Here is a 14,542-nt window from a genome sequence, read left to right as displayed (position 1 = left end):
CCGCAGCCGCGAGCGGAAGGTCGGCCCGGTGAGTGGACTGTGGTCGGGGCGGTCGCCGGGGTGGCCGGTGGTGCTCGCGGACGGCCCGGTGCTGCTGCGACCCTACCGACGCTCGGACGCGGCGGCCTGGTCGGAGGTGCGCCGCACCAACCGGGCCTGGCTGGCCCCGTGGGAGTCGGCGCTGCCCGGCAACTGGGACGAGCTGAACTCCCCGGCGGCGTTCCGCTGGGTCCACAAGGACCAGCGCCGCTCGGCGCGCACCGGCGAGGGGATGCCGTTCGCCGTCTGCCTGCGTGAGGACGGCGGGGAGCGACTGGTCGGGCACCTCAACGTCGGCAGCATCGTCCGGCGGGCGTTCTGCTCGGCGTACGTCGGATACTGGGTGGACTCCCGGGTGGCCGGCCGGGGCGTCATCCCCACCGCGCTGGCGCTCGCCGTGGACCACGCGTTCGGCCCCGGCGGGCTGCACCGGATCGAGGTGAACATCCGGCCGGAGAACAAGCCGTCCCGCCGGGTGGTGGAGAAGCTCGGCTTCCGCGAGGAGTCGTACCACGTGCGTTACATGCATATCGACGGTGCGTGGCGCGACCACATCGGATACGCCATGACCAGCGAGGAAGTCGCCGCCGAGGGCGGCCTGCTGGCCCGCTGGCACCGGCTGCGCGCCACCGCGGGGTGAACCGTCCCACCCCCGCCTGATCGGCGCGGCGCACAATCAACGTGGTCGGCGGCCCGTAACCTCAAGTAACTGCAAGCTGCGGCAAGCGCTGCACGACCGCATGTTCGACCGCCCGGAACGGGGTCCGTCGAAGATCCTGCGGCCGTACGGTGGTTGCCCCGAACTTGGTGACGGGAGGGGTGAGGGTGCCGACCTCGGTGCTCCTCGCCGTCCTCGCCGCCGCCGGTCTGCTCGCTCTCGCGCCGGCGCTCGTTCGCCGGTACGACGCCACCGAGCGGCTGGTGGCGGAGCGGGCGCAGTCGACGGCGCGGGTGCTCCAGCGCCGCCGGCGGCGACGCACTGTCCCCGGGCGCCGGCCGGTCAACCCCTCCCGCTCCCTTGTTGTCACCCTCAGTGAAGACGCGAGTACGGGCGGTCTCTCCGCCCCCGTCTCCGCCCCGCCTGCCCCGACGCGGCGGCGGGGCCGGTTGCGCGCCGTGCCCCCGGCCGCGAAGTCCCGTCGACGGGCCGCGCCCCGCCGCCGGCCGCACACCCCGGCGATCTACCGCAGGCGGCGGGTGCTCGCCGCCCTGCTGCTGCTCAACGTCGTCGAACTGATCGGGGTGGCCGTCGTCGGCCCCGGCTTCTGGATCGGCTTCTCCGTCACGGCCACCCTCCTGGTGACGTACGTGGTGCACCTGCGCAAGCGGGCCCTCGCCGAGCGCCGCCGCCGACGCGCCCACGCCCGGGAGGCCGCCTGGCTGGCCGCCCGGCAGGCCGAGGTGCGCCGGGAGCAGGCTCGCCGCGCAGCGGCCCGCCGGGAGGCCCAGCGCCGCCTGGCCGCTCAGCGCGAGGCGGTACGCCGCACGGCGATGGGCCTGGACCGTCCCGCTGACCTGCCGCCAGCAGCCAGCGGCGGCGGCTCGGTGTCGTACCGGCGGGCAGGCGGGCTGCGGGGCCGCCCGTACCAGTCGGGCCGCACCTCCCACTCGGCCTGACCGCCTTGATCGGCTCCACGTCGGCGCGGCCTTGATCGACTCGCGCTTGATCGACTCGTCCGGCTCGCGCTTGATCGACTCCATGTCGGCGACATGGCGGGGTCCGAGGGGTCGGGATGCCGCCATGTCGCCGACATGGCGAGCGTCGACCAGGTCCGTGAGCAGGCACGGGCCGGGTGGGCGGGGCGGATTCGCCTGGCGGGCGGGTGTGCTGTTAGTCTTGTCGCCGGCCCGCCTGGTGCAAGCCAGGTGGGACCGAAGCCGGTTAGCCGGCGGAGGGGCTGTGGCGCAGACCGGTAGCGCACCTCGTTCGCATCGAGGGGGTCAGGGGTTCAAATCCCCTCAGCTCCACCCAGTTCAAAGACCGTCTCCGTAGTTCGGAGACGGTCTTTTTGATCTTGTGCATCGCGTCCGCCTCCGGCGGTGCCCAGGGTGCGTATCGCGGTCGAGCAACCTTCCCCGACGGCGATCGGGGTTTGACCGGTTTCGATCTGTGGCTGGACGCCGCAGCTCCGGACCGGAAGCATGAACGCCGTCCGTGAGCATAAGGGCATCGTTGCGTGAGGAGAGGCTCCGGTATGCGCGTTTCTGTCAGGATCTTCGGTGTCGGGGTGGCTTCGGCCGCGCTGCTGGTCGCCAGCCCGATGCCCGCCATGGCCGAGGACGGTTCCGTCTACGCGCGGGTGTGGACGTACCCGTCCGGCGGCAGCGGCGAGGGCGGCGAGACGCGGGCGGACCTGAACTTCACCTCGGCACGTTCGGTGACGTACAACAACTGGACCATCAACGACATCTGCCCCGGTGACAACTACCGCGTCATCGCGCGGGCGCGCGCCCAGCTCCGGGACGGCTCGTGGGCCAACGGCACCTGGCACGAGGACGACGGCACCTGCGACAGCGACGCCTGGGGCCCGTACGACGGCAAGGAGCTCAACACCTCCCGCGACATCATGAAGGCCGGGCTGCAGGTCTGCGTCGACCTCGGCCCTTCGCTGAAGTGCGAGGCGGAGTACCGGGACAACGGCCACACCTCGTAGGTGGCGGACCGGATCGGCCCGCTGGCCGTAGCCGAGGCCCCCGGCTCCCCGACGACCCTCCGGTGAAGCCGGGTGGTCGACGGGAGCCGGGGCCCGGGTGCGGGCGCTCGCTCAGCGGGTCAGCAACGCGCGGATCTCCCCGGCGACCAGGCCGGGCGCCTCCTCGGCCATGAAGTGGCCGCACGTGACCGGGACGTGGTGGAGGTCCGGGGCCCACGCCTTCCACAGCCCGGCGGCGTCGAAGCCGAGCATGGACCCCCAGTCCTGCTGGAGCACGGTGACCGGCATGGTCAGGGTGCGACCGGCGTCGCGGTCGGCCTGGTCGTGTTCGATGTCGATGCCGGCCGAGGCCCGGTAGTCGGCGACGATCGACGGGACGGCGGCGCGGGCGGCGTCGAGGTAGACGCGGCGGACGTCGGCGGGGATGGCCTGCGGGTCGTTGGCCCACAGATCGAGGAAGTAGCCGAAGAAGTCGTCGGAGGCCCCGGCGATCATCTTCTCGGGTAGGCCGGGCGGCTGGGCCATCAGATAGAGGTGGAAGCCGACCTGCGCGCTGACTCCGTGCATGACGTTCCACATGTCGAGCGTCGGCAGCACGTCCAGCGACGCCAGGTGCGTGACGTGCTCCGGGTGGTCGAGCCCGGTACGGATCGCGACCAGCGCACCCCGGTCGTGCCCGACGAGGGCGAACCGGTCGTGGCCCAGCGCCTTCGCGACGGCCACCACGTCGGCGCCCATGGTCCGCTTGGAGTAGGTGTCCGGCCCGTCCTCGGCCGGCTTGTCGCTGGCGCCGTACCCACGCAGGTCGGGACAGATCACGGTGTGCTCCACGGCCAGGTCGGCGGCGACGTGCCGCCACATCAGGTGGGTCTGCGGGAAGCCGTGCAGCAGGACGATCGGGCTGCCCGAGCCGGCCACGGCGGTGTTGAGTTCCACGCCGTCGGCGACGGGGACGCGTACGTAGTCGAACTTCATGATTCGCACCTCTCGCTCGCGGGTCGACAACCACTGTCCGAGGTTCGGATGAGCAGCGGATGAGCGCCGGGATAGCGTGGCTCCGTGCGCCGTGGGCCTGTGACGTTCGGCGTTCTCGGCCCGGTGGTCGCCGAGGACGAACAGGGGCGTCCCGTCGCGTTGAAGGGCCCCATGCACCGCGCGGTACTGGCCCGACTGCTGGTGGCCCGCCGCCGGGTCGTACCCGTCAGTGATCTCGTCGATGATCTGTGGGTGTCGCCTCCGGACGGCGCGGTGTCCGCCGTGCGGACCTTCGTCGCGGCGCTGCGCAGGGCGATCGAGCCGGACCGCCCGCCGCGGGCGCCGGCGACGCTGCTGGTCACCCAGGGCATCGGGTACGCGCTGCGATGCGAGCCCGACCAGGTGGACGCCTGGCGGTTCGAGCGGGCCGTCACCGACGCCGGCACCATGGACGCGGCCACAGCGCTGGTCCGGCTGGACGAGGCGCTCGCCTGGTGGCGCGGTCCCGCGTACGCCGACTTCCCGGACGCCGCCTGGGCGCGGGCCGACCGCTCCCGACTCGCCGAACTGCGCCTGTAGGCCGTCGAAGGGCGGTCCCAGGCCCGGCTTGACCTGGGGCGGGCCGCCGAGGCGGTCCCCGACCTCGACGAGCATGTCATCGCGCATCCGTGGCGGGAGCAGGGGTGGCGGCTGTTGGCGCTGGCCCTGTATCGGTCGGGTCGGCAGGGCGATGCCCTGGCCGTCCTGCGTCGGGCCCGTGAGCTGCTCGCCGGCCACCTGGGCGTGGAGCCCGGCCCGGCCCTGCGCGAGCTGGAGACCGACATCCTGCGGCAGGAGCCGCGCCTGGCCGGGCCCGCCCGACCCGATCCGGCCGGCGAGGTGTTGATGCGGGCCGTCGCCGCCTACGACCGGGTGCTCTCCGGTGGTGCCCGGGTTCGGCTGGAGTCGGCGGTCGGCCTGCTGCGCAACCTCGCGGTGACCGGAGCGGGTGGCCTGGTGGCGGCCCGGGAGCAGCGCGCGGCGACGATCGCCGCCGCCGAGCAGCTCGGCGACCCGACGTTGACCGCGCGGGTGATCGGCGCGTACGACGTGCCGGCCAACTGGCCGCGCGCCGACGACCCCGCGCATGCCGCCGGCATCGTCGCCGCCGCTGAACGGGCCCTCGCGGTCCTCCCCCCGGGCGGCCCCGACCCCGTCCGGGCCCGGCTGTTGGCCACCATCGCGATCGAGTCGCGCGGCACCCGTGACCTGCGGCCACGCGAGTACGCCCAGGAGGCCGAAGCGATCGCCCGCGAGTTGGACGACCCCGCGCTGCTCGCGTTCGCGTTGAACGGCGTGTTCATGCAGAGCTGCCACGACACCGGTGGCTCCGTGCATCGCGATCGGATCGGCGCCGAGCTGGTGCGCCTGGCGCACCGGCACGGCCTGGCCTCCGCGGAGGTACTCGGCCACCTGATTCGGCTGCAGTCCAGTTGCGCGACGGCCGCGTTCGACCGGGCCGACCGGCACGCGGAGGCCGCCGACGACCTGGCCGGTCGGCACGAGCGTCCCCTGGTCGGCGTGTTCACCCAGTGGTATCGGGCACTGCGCGCCGACGTCGCCGAGCGGGCGTCGGTCGCGCGGGCCGAGGCGCTGTACCGTGGTGCGGCGGCCCGGCTGGACGAGGCGGGAATGCCCGGCATGCGCGACGGCCTGCTGCCGCTGGCGCTGCTCGGCCTGCGCCTGCGCCGTGGCCTGCCGCTCGCCTCCGCGGACGACCAGTGGGGGCCTTACGAGCCGTGGGTGCATCCCCTGCTCGAACCGGGTCGAACCGCGCTCGCCGACGTGCCGGACCCACCTGCGGACCTGCTCGCCGAGGCGCTGTGGTGCCTGTTCGGGCGGGCCGCGATCGCCGCAGCCGACCGGGCCGCCATGGTGCGGGCCAGGCGGGCGCTCGCCCCGGCAGCGGCCGAGTGGGCCGGCGCGTCGAGCGGGGCACTGACGGTCGGCCCCGTCGCGGATCAGCTGGTGGCGCTGGACGCGGCGCTGCGACCCGGCTGACCCGTCAGAGGTAGGCGATCTCGCTGAAGGTGAGCGGGATGAAGCTGGTGGGACCGCCGTAGGTCCAGGTGATGTAGGCGTCCGCGCCGGTCCGGTACTCGCCGGACATCCGGGGGTATTCGGTGTCGGCGCTCGCCGTGGTGGTGCTGTAGGTCGTGTGGGTGTTGTACGTGACCTGGCTGCTGTAGCGGAACAGGGCGACCTCGACCTGGATCGCGTACACGGGTTGGGTGCAGCGCACGGTCGCGATGCCTTCCTCGCCGCCGCCGTACGGGCCGCCGTAGTAGACGAAGGGCTTGGACGGGGTCAGCGTGCAGGTGATGTCCAACGCGCCCACCTTTGCGGTGGCGACGATCGGACCGCGAACCGCCGTGGACTTCGCGGAATAGGTCGCGGTGCCGGCGGAAAGGGGGGAGTGCTGACCGTTTTCGGCGCTTGCGGCCTGGCTTGGCGCGGCCACCGCGAGCAGTGCCGCCGAGAGGGCGACGGTGGGCAGCGCTGCGAACGCCCGGAGGGTCCAGCTTGGACGTGCTTTCGTCATCTACGTGTCCTTCTGTGCGTCGTGAACGAGCAGGTCGGGGAGGTGCTGGAGCCGGCCGGGTTCGACGAATACCGCAGATCGGCCGCTCTTTGCCGTGGCGGCCGATGGTGGGCACACGGATGTGCGGGCGTGCGCGGGAAAAGGGGCATAATGGATGGTCGGCTAATGTGCGGCGACGTCGAACCCGCCCGGTCAGAGTCTCGCAGTGGCCCCGACCGTCGCGCAAGAATGCGGCCCGCCCGCCGATTCGATTGTCGCAATTCTGTCCGAGCTAATTGATTGGTTGTTTCGGATTGTAATTGCGGTGCGTGGGAAGGGCGTCGCCGGTATTGCGGGAATCGCAACTCCCGCCGCGTCGACGCACGCGTCAGCCGAGGCCGAGCCGGCGCAGGGCGGGCGCCACGGACCCGCGCACCGACCGGTCCCGGCCGGGCGCCCTGGCGTCGAAGCCGCGCCGCGCGCATCGGCGGGGACGCCGGGGGCCCGGTCGAGCCCGGCCAGCGGGTCGGCGGGTCGGGCCACGCCGGTCAGCGCCGTTCGAGCGTGAGCAGCGGCTCGGACAGCGGCGGCGACGGCGCGTCGGGGTCGGCGGCCACGGCCGCCTCGATGCTGCGCAGGCCGGCCTCCACCTCGTCGGGGTCGAGCTGGGAGAAGAACGAGAGCGCGCGCAGGCGCAGCCGGTCGAGCACGTCGGCCCGGGTGCCCTCGGACGGTTGGGTGACCGTGCCGAAGCCGGTGACCCGCCAGCCGGCCGCCGTGAACATCTCGATGACCTCGTGCAGCGGCTGGAACTGCGCGAGGTCCGCTTCGAGGCCGCGCGGGAAGTGGCCGAGCCACCAGGGCTCGGGGTGGTGGTCGCTGAAGTTGCCGCGCAGCAGCAGCCGCCCGGCCGGCCTGAGCACCCGGGCCAGCTCCCGGACCGCGCGGGGCTTGTCCTGGACGTGGTGCCAGGACAGGAACATGAGCGCGTAGTCGGCGCTGCCGTCCGGCACGGGCAGGTCCTCGGCGGAGCCCGCCAGGTAGCGCACGCCGGGGTGCGGGGGCTGCGCCTGTGCCACCTCGCGCATGCGTACCGAGGGTTCGACGCCGGTGACCGGCCCGAACGCGCGCGCCAGCGCGGGGGTGAACCGGCCGGTGCCCGACCCGACGTCCAGCCCCACCAGTGGCCGCCGCTGCGGCAGCGCGGCGGCGAACGCGCTCAGCCACGCCCCCAACTGCGGCTCGGTGAGCGCCCGGCCGCGCGCGTAGTGCTGGTGCTGCTCCCGGTCGTAGTCGACCCGCCTCATCCGCCGTCCCCGCTCGTCGAGCCAGTGCCGATGTATCGCTTCGATACATCGGCACGATACTAGGGAGCGCGCGAGAGGGCCATGGGCGGCGGGGCGGGGCCCGCCGGGGAGGGCGGTTGCCCGGCCCCGGTGGGCCCCGACCCGCCCGGGTCAGCTACCGCAGATGCCGTACCCGTTGAGGCTCCACGAGCCGGCGAAGCCGTCGGCGTCCTCGTCGGCCCCCACCCGGACCGTGTTGCCCCCGGTGATGTTGATCGCGGTGAGCAGCACCTGGCCGTTGCCGGCGTTGATGTCCGCGCCCGCGCTGTAGAGCCCCTTGCCGGCCGGGCACACCTTGAGGTGGCTGTCGGACGGGTCGCTCCCACTCGTCCCCGTCACCACGACGCGCTCCAGCCCGGCGGGCGCGGTGGCGCAGACCGCGATCGCGGTGGCGCTCCAGCCGGCCGGCGAGGTGCCCTGCACGGCGACCGCCCGGACCGTCACCGACGTCAGGTCGAACGACGGCACCACCTGGTCGAGCACGACGTCGCCCAGGCCGCTGTTGACCCGCCCGCCCATCCCGATGACCTTCTTCGTCCCGCAGCTCGCCGTGACGTACTCCGTCCCGGCCGCCCCGGTCGTGGCCACGACCTGGTAGCCGGCCGGCGCGGTGGCGCACTGGGCGAGGGCCTGGAGCCCCCAGTCGCCGGCGAAGTTGACCGGCCCGACCTCCCGCATCGTCGCGATGAAGCCGGTGCCGTTCGCCAGCGGCTCCAGCCGGTCCAGCCCGACCCGACCGGCGGCCGACGAGCCGGCGGGGAGGAAGCCGCCGCCCCCGGTGACCACCTTGCCGACCGGGCAGGACGCGAGCGCCGACTTGTCCACGCTGCTCTCGGCCGCCGACTGGGTGACCGTCTCCAGCCCGGCCGGCGTCGCCGAGGCCGGCGCCGCCCAGCCCATGGCGGCGATCACGGCCGCCGTCGACGCGACGACCGTCAGCGCGCCCTGTGCCCTGGTTACTCGCATGTCGCTCTCCCTGTCCACCGTGGCCGGCGTCGTGCCGGCCCGTCTCTCGCCGCACCCGTGGGCCGGCGGATGGGGAGAGCCTGGGCGGGGCCGCTTGTCGTCCGCTATCCGACCGCTTGTCGCCGGCCGCGCCGCCCCCGCCGTCCATAGAATGTGGTCGTCCAATCACGACTGACGAGGAAAGCCATGCGGTGGTCCCTCCTCGGCCCCGTCCAGGTGACCGCCGGGGGGCGGGTCCTTCCCATCGACCGCCCCCAGCAACGTGCCGTGCTCGCGCTGCTGCTCCTCAACGCCGACCGCCTGCTCCCCGCCGGGCAGCTCGTGGCGGCGCTCTGGGCCGACGACCCGCCGGCCAGCGCCCGGAATCAGGTGCAGGTCTGCGTCTCCCGGATCCGCTCGGCCCTGCGGGACGCGGGCGCGGGCGACCTCCTGGTCACCCAGGGCGGGGGCTACCGACTCACCGTACGCGGGACGGAGCTGGACCTGACCGAGTTCGCGGAGGCGGTCGAGCGGGCCCGGGCCGAGGAGGCGGCGGGGCGGCCGGCGGAGGCGGCGCGGCTGCTGCGCGCGGGCCTGGCGCTGTGGCGCGGGCCGGCGCTGGCCGGCGCGGCCGGGGCCTTCGTCGACACCGCCGCCGCCGGCCTGGACGAGCAGCGGCTGCTCGCCTGCGAGCGGCTGGCCACCGTGGAACTCGGCCTCGGCCGGTTCGCCGCGGTCGCGGACATCCTGCGCCCCCTGTTGACCGAGCATCCGCTGCGGGAGCCGCTGGTGGCCGGGTACCTGCTCGCCCTGGCCGGCTGCGGCCAGCGGGCCGCCGCGCTGCGGGTATACGCCGAGACCCGGCGTCGCCTCGTCGACGAGCTGGGCGTGGAGCCCGGCCCCGAGCTGAGCGGGGCCCACCTGCGGGTCCTGCGGGGACAGTGGCCGCCCGGGCCCGTACCCCCGGAACCGCCGCCGCCCGCCGGGCCCGCAGCCCCGGAACCGCCGCCCGCCGGGACCGCGCCCCCGGAGCCCACGCCATCCGCCGCCGGGCCGCCCCCGACGCAACTGCCCGGCCAGCCCGCCTGGTTCACCGGGCGGGCGGCGGCGCTGCGGCAGCTGGACGCCCTGTTGCCGGCCGACGCGGCCGACGCCGACCCGGGCGGCGGCGCGGGCCGGGCGGTGGTGATCTCCGCGATCGCCGGCACCGCCGGGGTCGGCAAGACCACCCTGGCGGTGCACTGGGCGCGCCGGATCGCGCACCGCTTCCCCGACGGGCAGCTCTACGTCAACCTGCGCGGGTTCGACCTCGACGGCCGGGCGGTGCCGCCGGGCGAGGCGCTGCGCGGCTTCCTGGAGGCGCTGCACGTGCCGCCCCAGCGGGTGCCCACCGACCTGCCCGGGCAGGCCGCCCTGTTCCGGACCCTGCTCGCCGACCGGCGGGTCCTGGTGCTGCTCGACAACGCCCGCGACGACGAGCAGGTGCGCCCCCTGCTGCCGGGCTCGCCGGGCAGCCTCGTCGTGGTGACCAGCCGCAACCGGCTCACCGGCCTGATGGTCACCGACGGGGCCCACCCGGTGGCGCTGGACCTGCTCCCGCCGGCCGAGGCGCGGGAACTGCTGGGCCGCCGGCTCGGCCGGGGCCGCGCCGACCGCGAGCCGGCGGCGCGGGACGAGATCGTCCGTCGCTGCGCCGGCCTGCCGCTGGCGCTGGCCATCGTGGCGGCGCGGGCCGTCGGGCAGCCCGCCGCGCCGCTGGCGGCCCTCGCCGCCGAGCTGCGGGACACCGACCCGGACCGGCTGACCGCGCTGGCCACCGGCGACCCCGCGACCGACGTACGGGCGGTCTTCTCCTGGTCGTACCGGGCGTTGGACGCCGACTCGGCCCGGCTGTTCCGGCTGCTCGGGCTGCACCCGGGCCCCGACGCCGCGCGGCCGGCCGTGGCGAGCCTGACCGGCCTGCCGCCGTCCCGGGTCGGCCCGCTGCTGGCCGGGCTGACCCGGGTGCACCTGCTCACCGAGCGCACCCCCGGCCGGTACGCGATGCACGACCTGCTCCGCGCGTACGCGTCGGAGCTGTGCCACGGGCTCGACCCCGAGGCGGAGCGGGAGGCCGCCCGGCGTCGCCTGTTCGACCACTACCTGCACGCCTCGCACGCGGCGGACCACCTGCTCGATCCGTACCGGCTGGCCCGGCCCGCCGCGCTGCCGCCGCCGCAGCAGGGGGTGACGGTGGGCGACCGGCCGGACCACGCGTGGGCGACCGGGTGGTTCGCCGCCGAGCACCACGTCCTGCTGGCCTGCGTGGAGCAGACGGCGGCCACCGGCCTGGACCGGCACGCGTGGACGCTGGCGGCGGCCCTCACCACGTACCTCGACCGCAGCGGGCACTGGCCCGAGCTGGCCGCCGCGCAGCGGACCGCCCTGGCGGCGGCGCTGCGCCGGGGTGACCTGGCCGGGCAGGCCCTGGCGCACCGGGGCCTGGCCATCGCCTGCACCTGGTCGGGCGACCACGAGGCGGCGCACCGGCACTACCGCCGCGACCTGGAGCTCTACCGGGAGTTGGGCGACGACACCGGCCGGGCGCACACGCACCTCGGGGTGAGCTGGGTGCTGGCGCGGCAGGGCCGGCTGCGGGCCGCCCTGGCCGAGACCCGACTGGCCCTCGACCTGTACCGGGCCGCCGACTACCGGGTCGGGCAGGCCAAGGCGCTCAACAACCTGGGTTGGATGCACGCCAGGCTGGGCGAGCCGGTGCCGGCGCTGCGCTGCTGCCGGGCGGCCCTGCGCCTGCACGAGGAGACCGGCGACCGGCACGGCGCGGCGTTGACCTGGGACAGCCTCGGCTACGTCCGGCACGGCCTCGGCGACCACGACCGGGCCGCGGACTGCTACCGGCGGGCGCTGGCGCTGCACCGGGAACTCGGCGACCGGTACGACGAGGCGGAGGTGCTGGACAACCTGGGTGACAGCCTGCGGGCCGCCGGTGACCTGGACGCCGCGCGCCGGGCGTGGCGGGAGGCGTTGGCGATCTTCGACGAGCTGCGTCATCCGGACGCCGACCGGCCCCGGGCCAAGCTCGCCGCCCCGGCCCCGGCGGCGTCAGTGGCTGGCGGCGAGCTTTAGCACCAGGTCGGCGGCCCGCCCCACCCCGCCGGCCCGGCGGCACTGCTCGCCCCAGTGCCGGCTGCGTTCCCGGAAGCTCTCCTCGGTGAGCAGCCGGCGCAGCTTCGCGGCCACCTCGCCCGCGTCGACGTGCGGTGGACGGTCGAGCGCCAGGCCGACGCCGGCGTCGACGGCGCGGGCCGCGATGTCGTAGCAGTCCAGCCAGAACGGGGTCATCAGCATCGGCTGCCCGAAGTGGACGCCCTCGTGGAAGCCGTTGGCCCCGCCGTGGCAGACGAACGCCCGGACGTTCGGGTGGGCCAGCACGTCGAGCTGCGACGGGATCCACTCCTCGATCCGCACGTGGGGCGGCAGCGGGCCGGGCAGCAGGTGCCGCTGCCCGGCGGGCAGCTTCCACAGCACCTGGTGCTCGGGCCCGATCGCGGCCAGCGCCTCGGCGAACGCCCGCACCTGCGGGCCGGTGAGCCGGGCCAGGGTGCCCAGGCAGGCGTAGACGACCGAGGTCTGCCGGTCGAGCCAGCCGATCAGCTCCGCGCCCTGCCCTGGACCGCCCGACGCGCTATCGCCCGGGGCGGGTTCGCGCGGCGGCACCATCGGGCCGAGCAGGTGCAGGTGCTCCGGCGCGGGGAAGGGATATTCCAGCCCGAACACCGTGTAGCCGAAGACGGCCGTCGCGGCGGCACTGTATTTCTCGGGGTCGCCGAAGGCGTTGTCGATCCGCTGGGCGCGGCGGTGCCGGGCCTGCCCGGCGAGCGCGCGCAGCAGCGACAGCCGCAGGCGGGCGCGGAAGGTCAGGTTGGTCCACCGCTGCCGGGGGCCCAGCCGGCGGGGCAGCCCCGAGGTGGGCGTCGGATAGTCCCACGGCAGCCGGCTCAGGTAGACGTTGCTGGGCGGGAACGCCAGGCTCAGCACGTACGGCACGCCCCGCGCCAGCGCCGCGTCGAGCGCGCCCAGGTTCAGCATGTCGATCACCATCAGCGAGGGCCGGATCTCGTCGATCTGTTCGAGGGTCCGCGCCCGGACCCGGTCGGCCACCTCGGGGATCCGGATCTGCCGGGCGAGGGCGACCAGGCCGGCGGTGGTCATCGGCCCCCGGGTCATCGCGGCGTACAGCTCGTCGTCGACGCGGAGCACGGTGTCGCCGGTGGAGCGGAAGCGCAGCGGGCTGCCGGTGGCGTGGGCCGCCACCCGGTCCCGCGCCTCCTCCTCGGCGGCGAACCACAGGCCCGGCTCGCCGCGCCGGGACAGCTCCCCGGCGATGGCGAGCAGGGGGTTGAGCTGCCCCGGGTGCGCGGGGCTGGCGAAGAGGACGGAGCGCATGGGTGTCCCTCCTACGGCCGGAGCCGTACCGGCAGCTGGTCGTACCCGCGCAGCACCCGGGTCGGGCGGCGGCGCGGCTCCCCGGCCAGCGCCGCGTCGGGGTAGCGCTCGAAGAACGCGCGCAGCCCGAGCTGGCCCTCCAGCCGGGCGAGCGCCGCGCCGAGGCAGTAGTGCACCCCGCTGGAGAACGAGAGGTGGTCGCGGGCGTTGGCGCGGGTGACGTCGAAGCGGTCCGGGTCGGCGAAGACGGCGGGGTCCCGGTTCGCGCCGCCCATCATCGGCACCACGACCTCCCCGGCGCGCACCCGTGCGCCGGCCACCTCGGTGTCGGCGAGGCAGTAGCGGACGGTGGTCTGGGCGGGCGAGTCGTACCGCAGGATCTCCTCCACCGCGTTGGCCCACCCGTCGGGCCGCCCGCGCAGCGCCGCGAGCTGGTCGGGGTGGCGGATGAGCAGGTGGATGCCGGTGCCGAGCAGGTTGACCGTGGTCTCGAACCCGGCCACCAGCAGCAGGCCGGCGATGGCCAGCAGCTCCTCCTCGGTGAGCCGCTCGCCGTCGCTGTCGAGGTGCACGAGGCGGCTGAGCAGGTCGTCGCCCGGGTCGGCGCGCAGCCGGGCGAAGTGCGCGCGCAGCCACCCGTTGAGCTGCCCGATGGCGGCCTCGGCGGCACGGTATTCCCGCAGCGTCAGCCCGAGATCGAGCGTCGGGGTGGCGGCCTCGCCCCAGGCCAGGAACCGCTGCCGCAGGTGCTGCGGCACGCCGAGGATCTCCGCGATCACGGTGAGCGGCAGCAGGCTCGCGTAGCGCCCGATCACCTCCACGGTGCCGGCCGCGTCCGGGGAGAGGTCGTCCAGCAGGGCTGAGGCGTGCCGCTCGATCCGGGGCCGCAGCCCCTCGATGGCCCGGGGAGTGAAGACCTTGGCGACCAGGCGGCGGTAGCGGGTGTGCGCCGGCGGGTCGACGACCAGCATCGAGGGCGGGTCGGCCGGCCCGATGGGCCGCCCGCTGCGGCCGAGGCGGCGCAGCACCGCGAGCGGGCCGGGTGCCGGCAGCGAGCCGGGGTCGGTGCTGAACGCCTCGCCGCGCAGCACCGCGACGACCGCGTCGTGCCGGGTGGTGCTCCACATGAGCCGGCCCCGGACCAGCGCGCCGGCCTCGCGGACCTCCCGGTAGAACGGGTACGGGTCGTCGCGGATCGCCGGGTCGAAGAAGAGGCGGGCCTGCGCGTCGCCCCGGCGGGCGGCGGCGCTGATGCCGAGCCGGGCCAGGCCGTGCCGGTCGACCCAGCGCACGAGGGTCCCCGGTCTGGTCAGCTCCACCCGAACCTCCCGCCATCAGCCATGTCGGACGCCCGTGCAATTCCCATCATGGCCATGGCGCGCGTCAATTCCTATCGGCGCGGGGGATTTGCCGAGGTGATCTCGAAAAGAACTTATACCCCAGCCGGAGACGTCGGCGCAACGACCTCTTTCTTTGCATGAGAATTCGATGTGAAGGTGCCGAACTCGCTGACGTAAACGTCGTAACTCCGGTACTGTCCAGCGCCATGGCAGCGACGAAAGTCGATCAATATTGTC

The 14,542-nt window shown here is 74.8% G+C and carries 10 protein-coding genes, 1 tRNA gene and 1 pseudogene; 6 read left to right on the top strand and 6 right to left on the bottom strand.

What is annotated here, in order from left to right; all coding sequences use genetic code 11:
• The first annotated feature begins 37 nt into the window (after positions 1-37).
• From GA0070558_RS21875 to GA0070558_RS21860, 4 genes are all read left to right on the top strand, one after another.
• Entirely contained in the window at positions 38-679 is a 642-nt protein-coding gene (locus tag GA0070558_RS21875; protein WP_091283309.1) for a GNAT family N-acetyltransferase, read from the top strand.
• Positions 680-858: 179 nt separating this feature from the next.
• Positions 859-1,656 carry a divisome protein SepX/GlpR gene (gene sepX, locus GA0070558_RS21870; protein WP_176734303.1) on the top strand — a complete coding sequence of 266 codons (798 nt, stop codon included), beginning with the start codon at positions 859-861 and terminating at the stop codon, positions 1,654-1,656.
• Positions 1,657-1,933: 277 nt separating this feature from the next.
• A tRNA-Ala gene (locus GA0070558_RS21865) sits at positions 1,934-2,007 on the top strand.
• 227 nt (positions 2,008-2,234) lie between these two features.
• Entirely contained in the window at positions 2,235-2,693 is a 459-nt protein-coding gene (locus GA0070558_RS21860) for a hypothetical protein (RefSeq protein ID WP_141722281.1), read from the top strand.
• 111 nt (positions 2,694-2,804) lie between these two features.
• Here GA0070558_RS21860 and GA0070558_RS21855 read toward each other — a convergent pair whose 3' ends face one another.
• Positions 2,805-3,668, bottom strand: coding sequence for an alpha/beta hydrolase (locus tag GA0070558_RS21855; RefSeq protein WP_091283174.1), 864 nt, complete (start codon positions 3,666-3,668; stop codon positions 2,805-2,807).
• 171 nt (positions 3,669-3,839) lie between these two features.
• Here GA0070558_RS21855 and GA0070558_RS21850 point away from each other — a divergent pair.
• Positions 3,840-5,708, top strand: a pseudogene (locus tag GA0070558_RS21850) (AfsR/SARP family transcriptional regulator).
• 4 nt (positions 5,709-5,712) lie between these two features.
• Here GA0070558_RS21850 and GA0070558_RS32940 read toward each other — a convergent pair.
• The 3 genes from GA0070558_RS32940 to GA0070558_RS21835 all read right to left on the bottom strand — a co-directional run bounded on the left by GA0070558_RS32940 (position 5,713) and on the right by GA0070558_RS21835 (position 8,540).
• The gene (locus GA0070558_RS32940; RefSeq protein ID WP_141722280.1) at positions 5,713-6,249 is read right to left on the bottom strand and encodes a hypothetical protein; all 537 of its coding nucleotides are present in this window, start codon (positions 6,247-6,249) and stop codon (positions 5,713-5,715) included.
• 527 nt (positions 6,250-6,776) lie between these two features.
• Positions 6,777-7,535: a class I SAM-dependent methyltransferase gene (locus GA0070558_RS21840; RefSeq protein ID WP_091283170.1), complete on the bottom strand. Its 759-nt coding sequence runs from the start codon at positions 7,533-7,535 to the stop codon at positions 6,777-6,779.
• A 150-nt stretch (positions 7,536-7,685) separates the two neighbouring features.
• On the bottom strand, positions 7,686-8,540 hold the full coding sequence (locus tag GA0070558_RS21835) for a hypothetical protein (RefSeq protein WP_141722279.1): 855 nt from the start codon (positions 8,538-8,540) through the stop codon (positions 7,686-7,688).
• 186 nt (positions 8,541-8,726) lie between these two features.
• Between GA0070558_RS21835 and GA0070558_RS21825 the strand changes: the two genes are divergently transcribed.
• Positions 8,727-11,645, top strand: a complete 2,919-nt coding sequence (locus GA0070558_RS21825) for an AfsR/SARP family transcriptional regulator (RefSeq protein ID WP_091283165.1) — start codon at positions 8,727-8,729, stop codon at positions 11,643-11,645.
• Here GA0070558_RS21825 and GA0070558_RS21820 read toward each other — a convergent pair.
• Positions 11,622-12,965 (bottom strand): glycosyltransferase, encoded by a 1,344-nt coding sequence (locus tag GA0070558_RS21820; RefSeq protein WP_091283163.1) that lies wholly within the window; start codon positions 12,963-12,965, stop codon positions 11,622-11,624. The genes GA0070558_RS21825 and GA0070558_RS21820 overlap by 24 nt on opposite strands.
• Before the next feature lie 11 nt (positions 12,966-12,976).
• Positions 12,977-14,284, bottom strand: coding sequence for a cytochrome P450 (locus GA0070558_RS21815; protein ID WP_091283161.1), 1,308 nt, complete (start codon positions 14,282-14,284; stop codon positions 12,977-12,979).
• Between the last annotated feature and the right edge of the window lie 258 nt (positions 14,285-14,542).

The sequence above is a fragment of the Micromonospora haikouensis genome, from assembly GCF_900091595.1.
GTDB lineage: Bacteria > Actinomycetota > Actinomycetes > Mycobacteriales > Micromonosporaceae > Micromonospora > Micromonospora haikouensis.
Note: the sequence above shows the minus strand (reverse complement) of the source record. Positions and strands in the feature narration are given on the sequence as shown.

Bases quoted from the DNA above. Each gene is read 5' to 3' on its own strand.
- GA0070558_RS32940 (WP_141722280.1), bottom strand. From the start codon at position 6,249: ATGACGAAAGCACGTCCAAGCTGGACCCTCCGGGCGTTCGCAGCGCTG.
- GA0070558_RS21855 (WP_091283174.1), bottom strand. From the start codon at position 3,668: ATGAAGTTCGACTACGTACGCGTCCCCGTCGCCGACGGCGTGGAACTC.
- GA0070558_RS21860 (WP_141722281.1), top strand. From the start codon at position 2,235: ATGCGCGTTTCTGTCAGGATCTTCGGTGTCGGGGTGGCTTCGGCCGCG.
- GA0070558_RS21840 (WP_091283170.1), bottom strand. From the start codon at position 7,535: ATGAGGCGGGTCGACTACGACCGGGAGCAGCACCAGCACTACGCGCGC.
- GA0070558_RS21820 (WP_091283163.1), bottom strand. From the start codon at position 12,965: ATGCGCTCCGTCCTCTTCGCCAGCCCCGCGCACCCGGGGCAGCTCAAC.
- GA0070558_RS21835 (WP_141722279.1), bottom strand. From the start codon at position 8,540: ATGCGAGTAACCAGGGCACAGGGCGCGCTGACGGTCGTCGCGTCGACG.
- GA0070558_RS21825 (WP_091283165.1), top strand. From the start codon at position 8,727: ATGCGGTGGTCCCTCCTCGGCCCCGTCCAGGTGACCGCCGGGGGGCGG.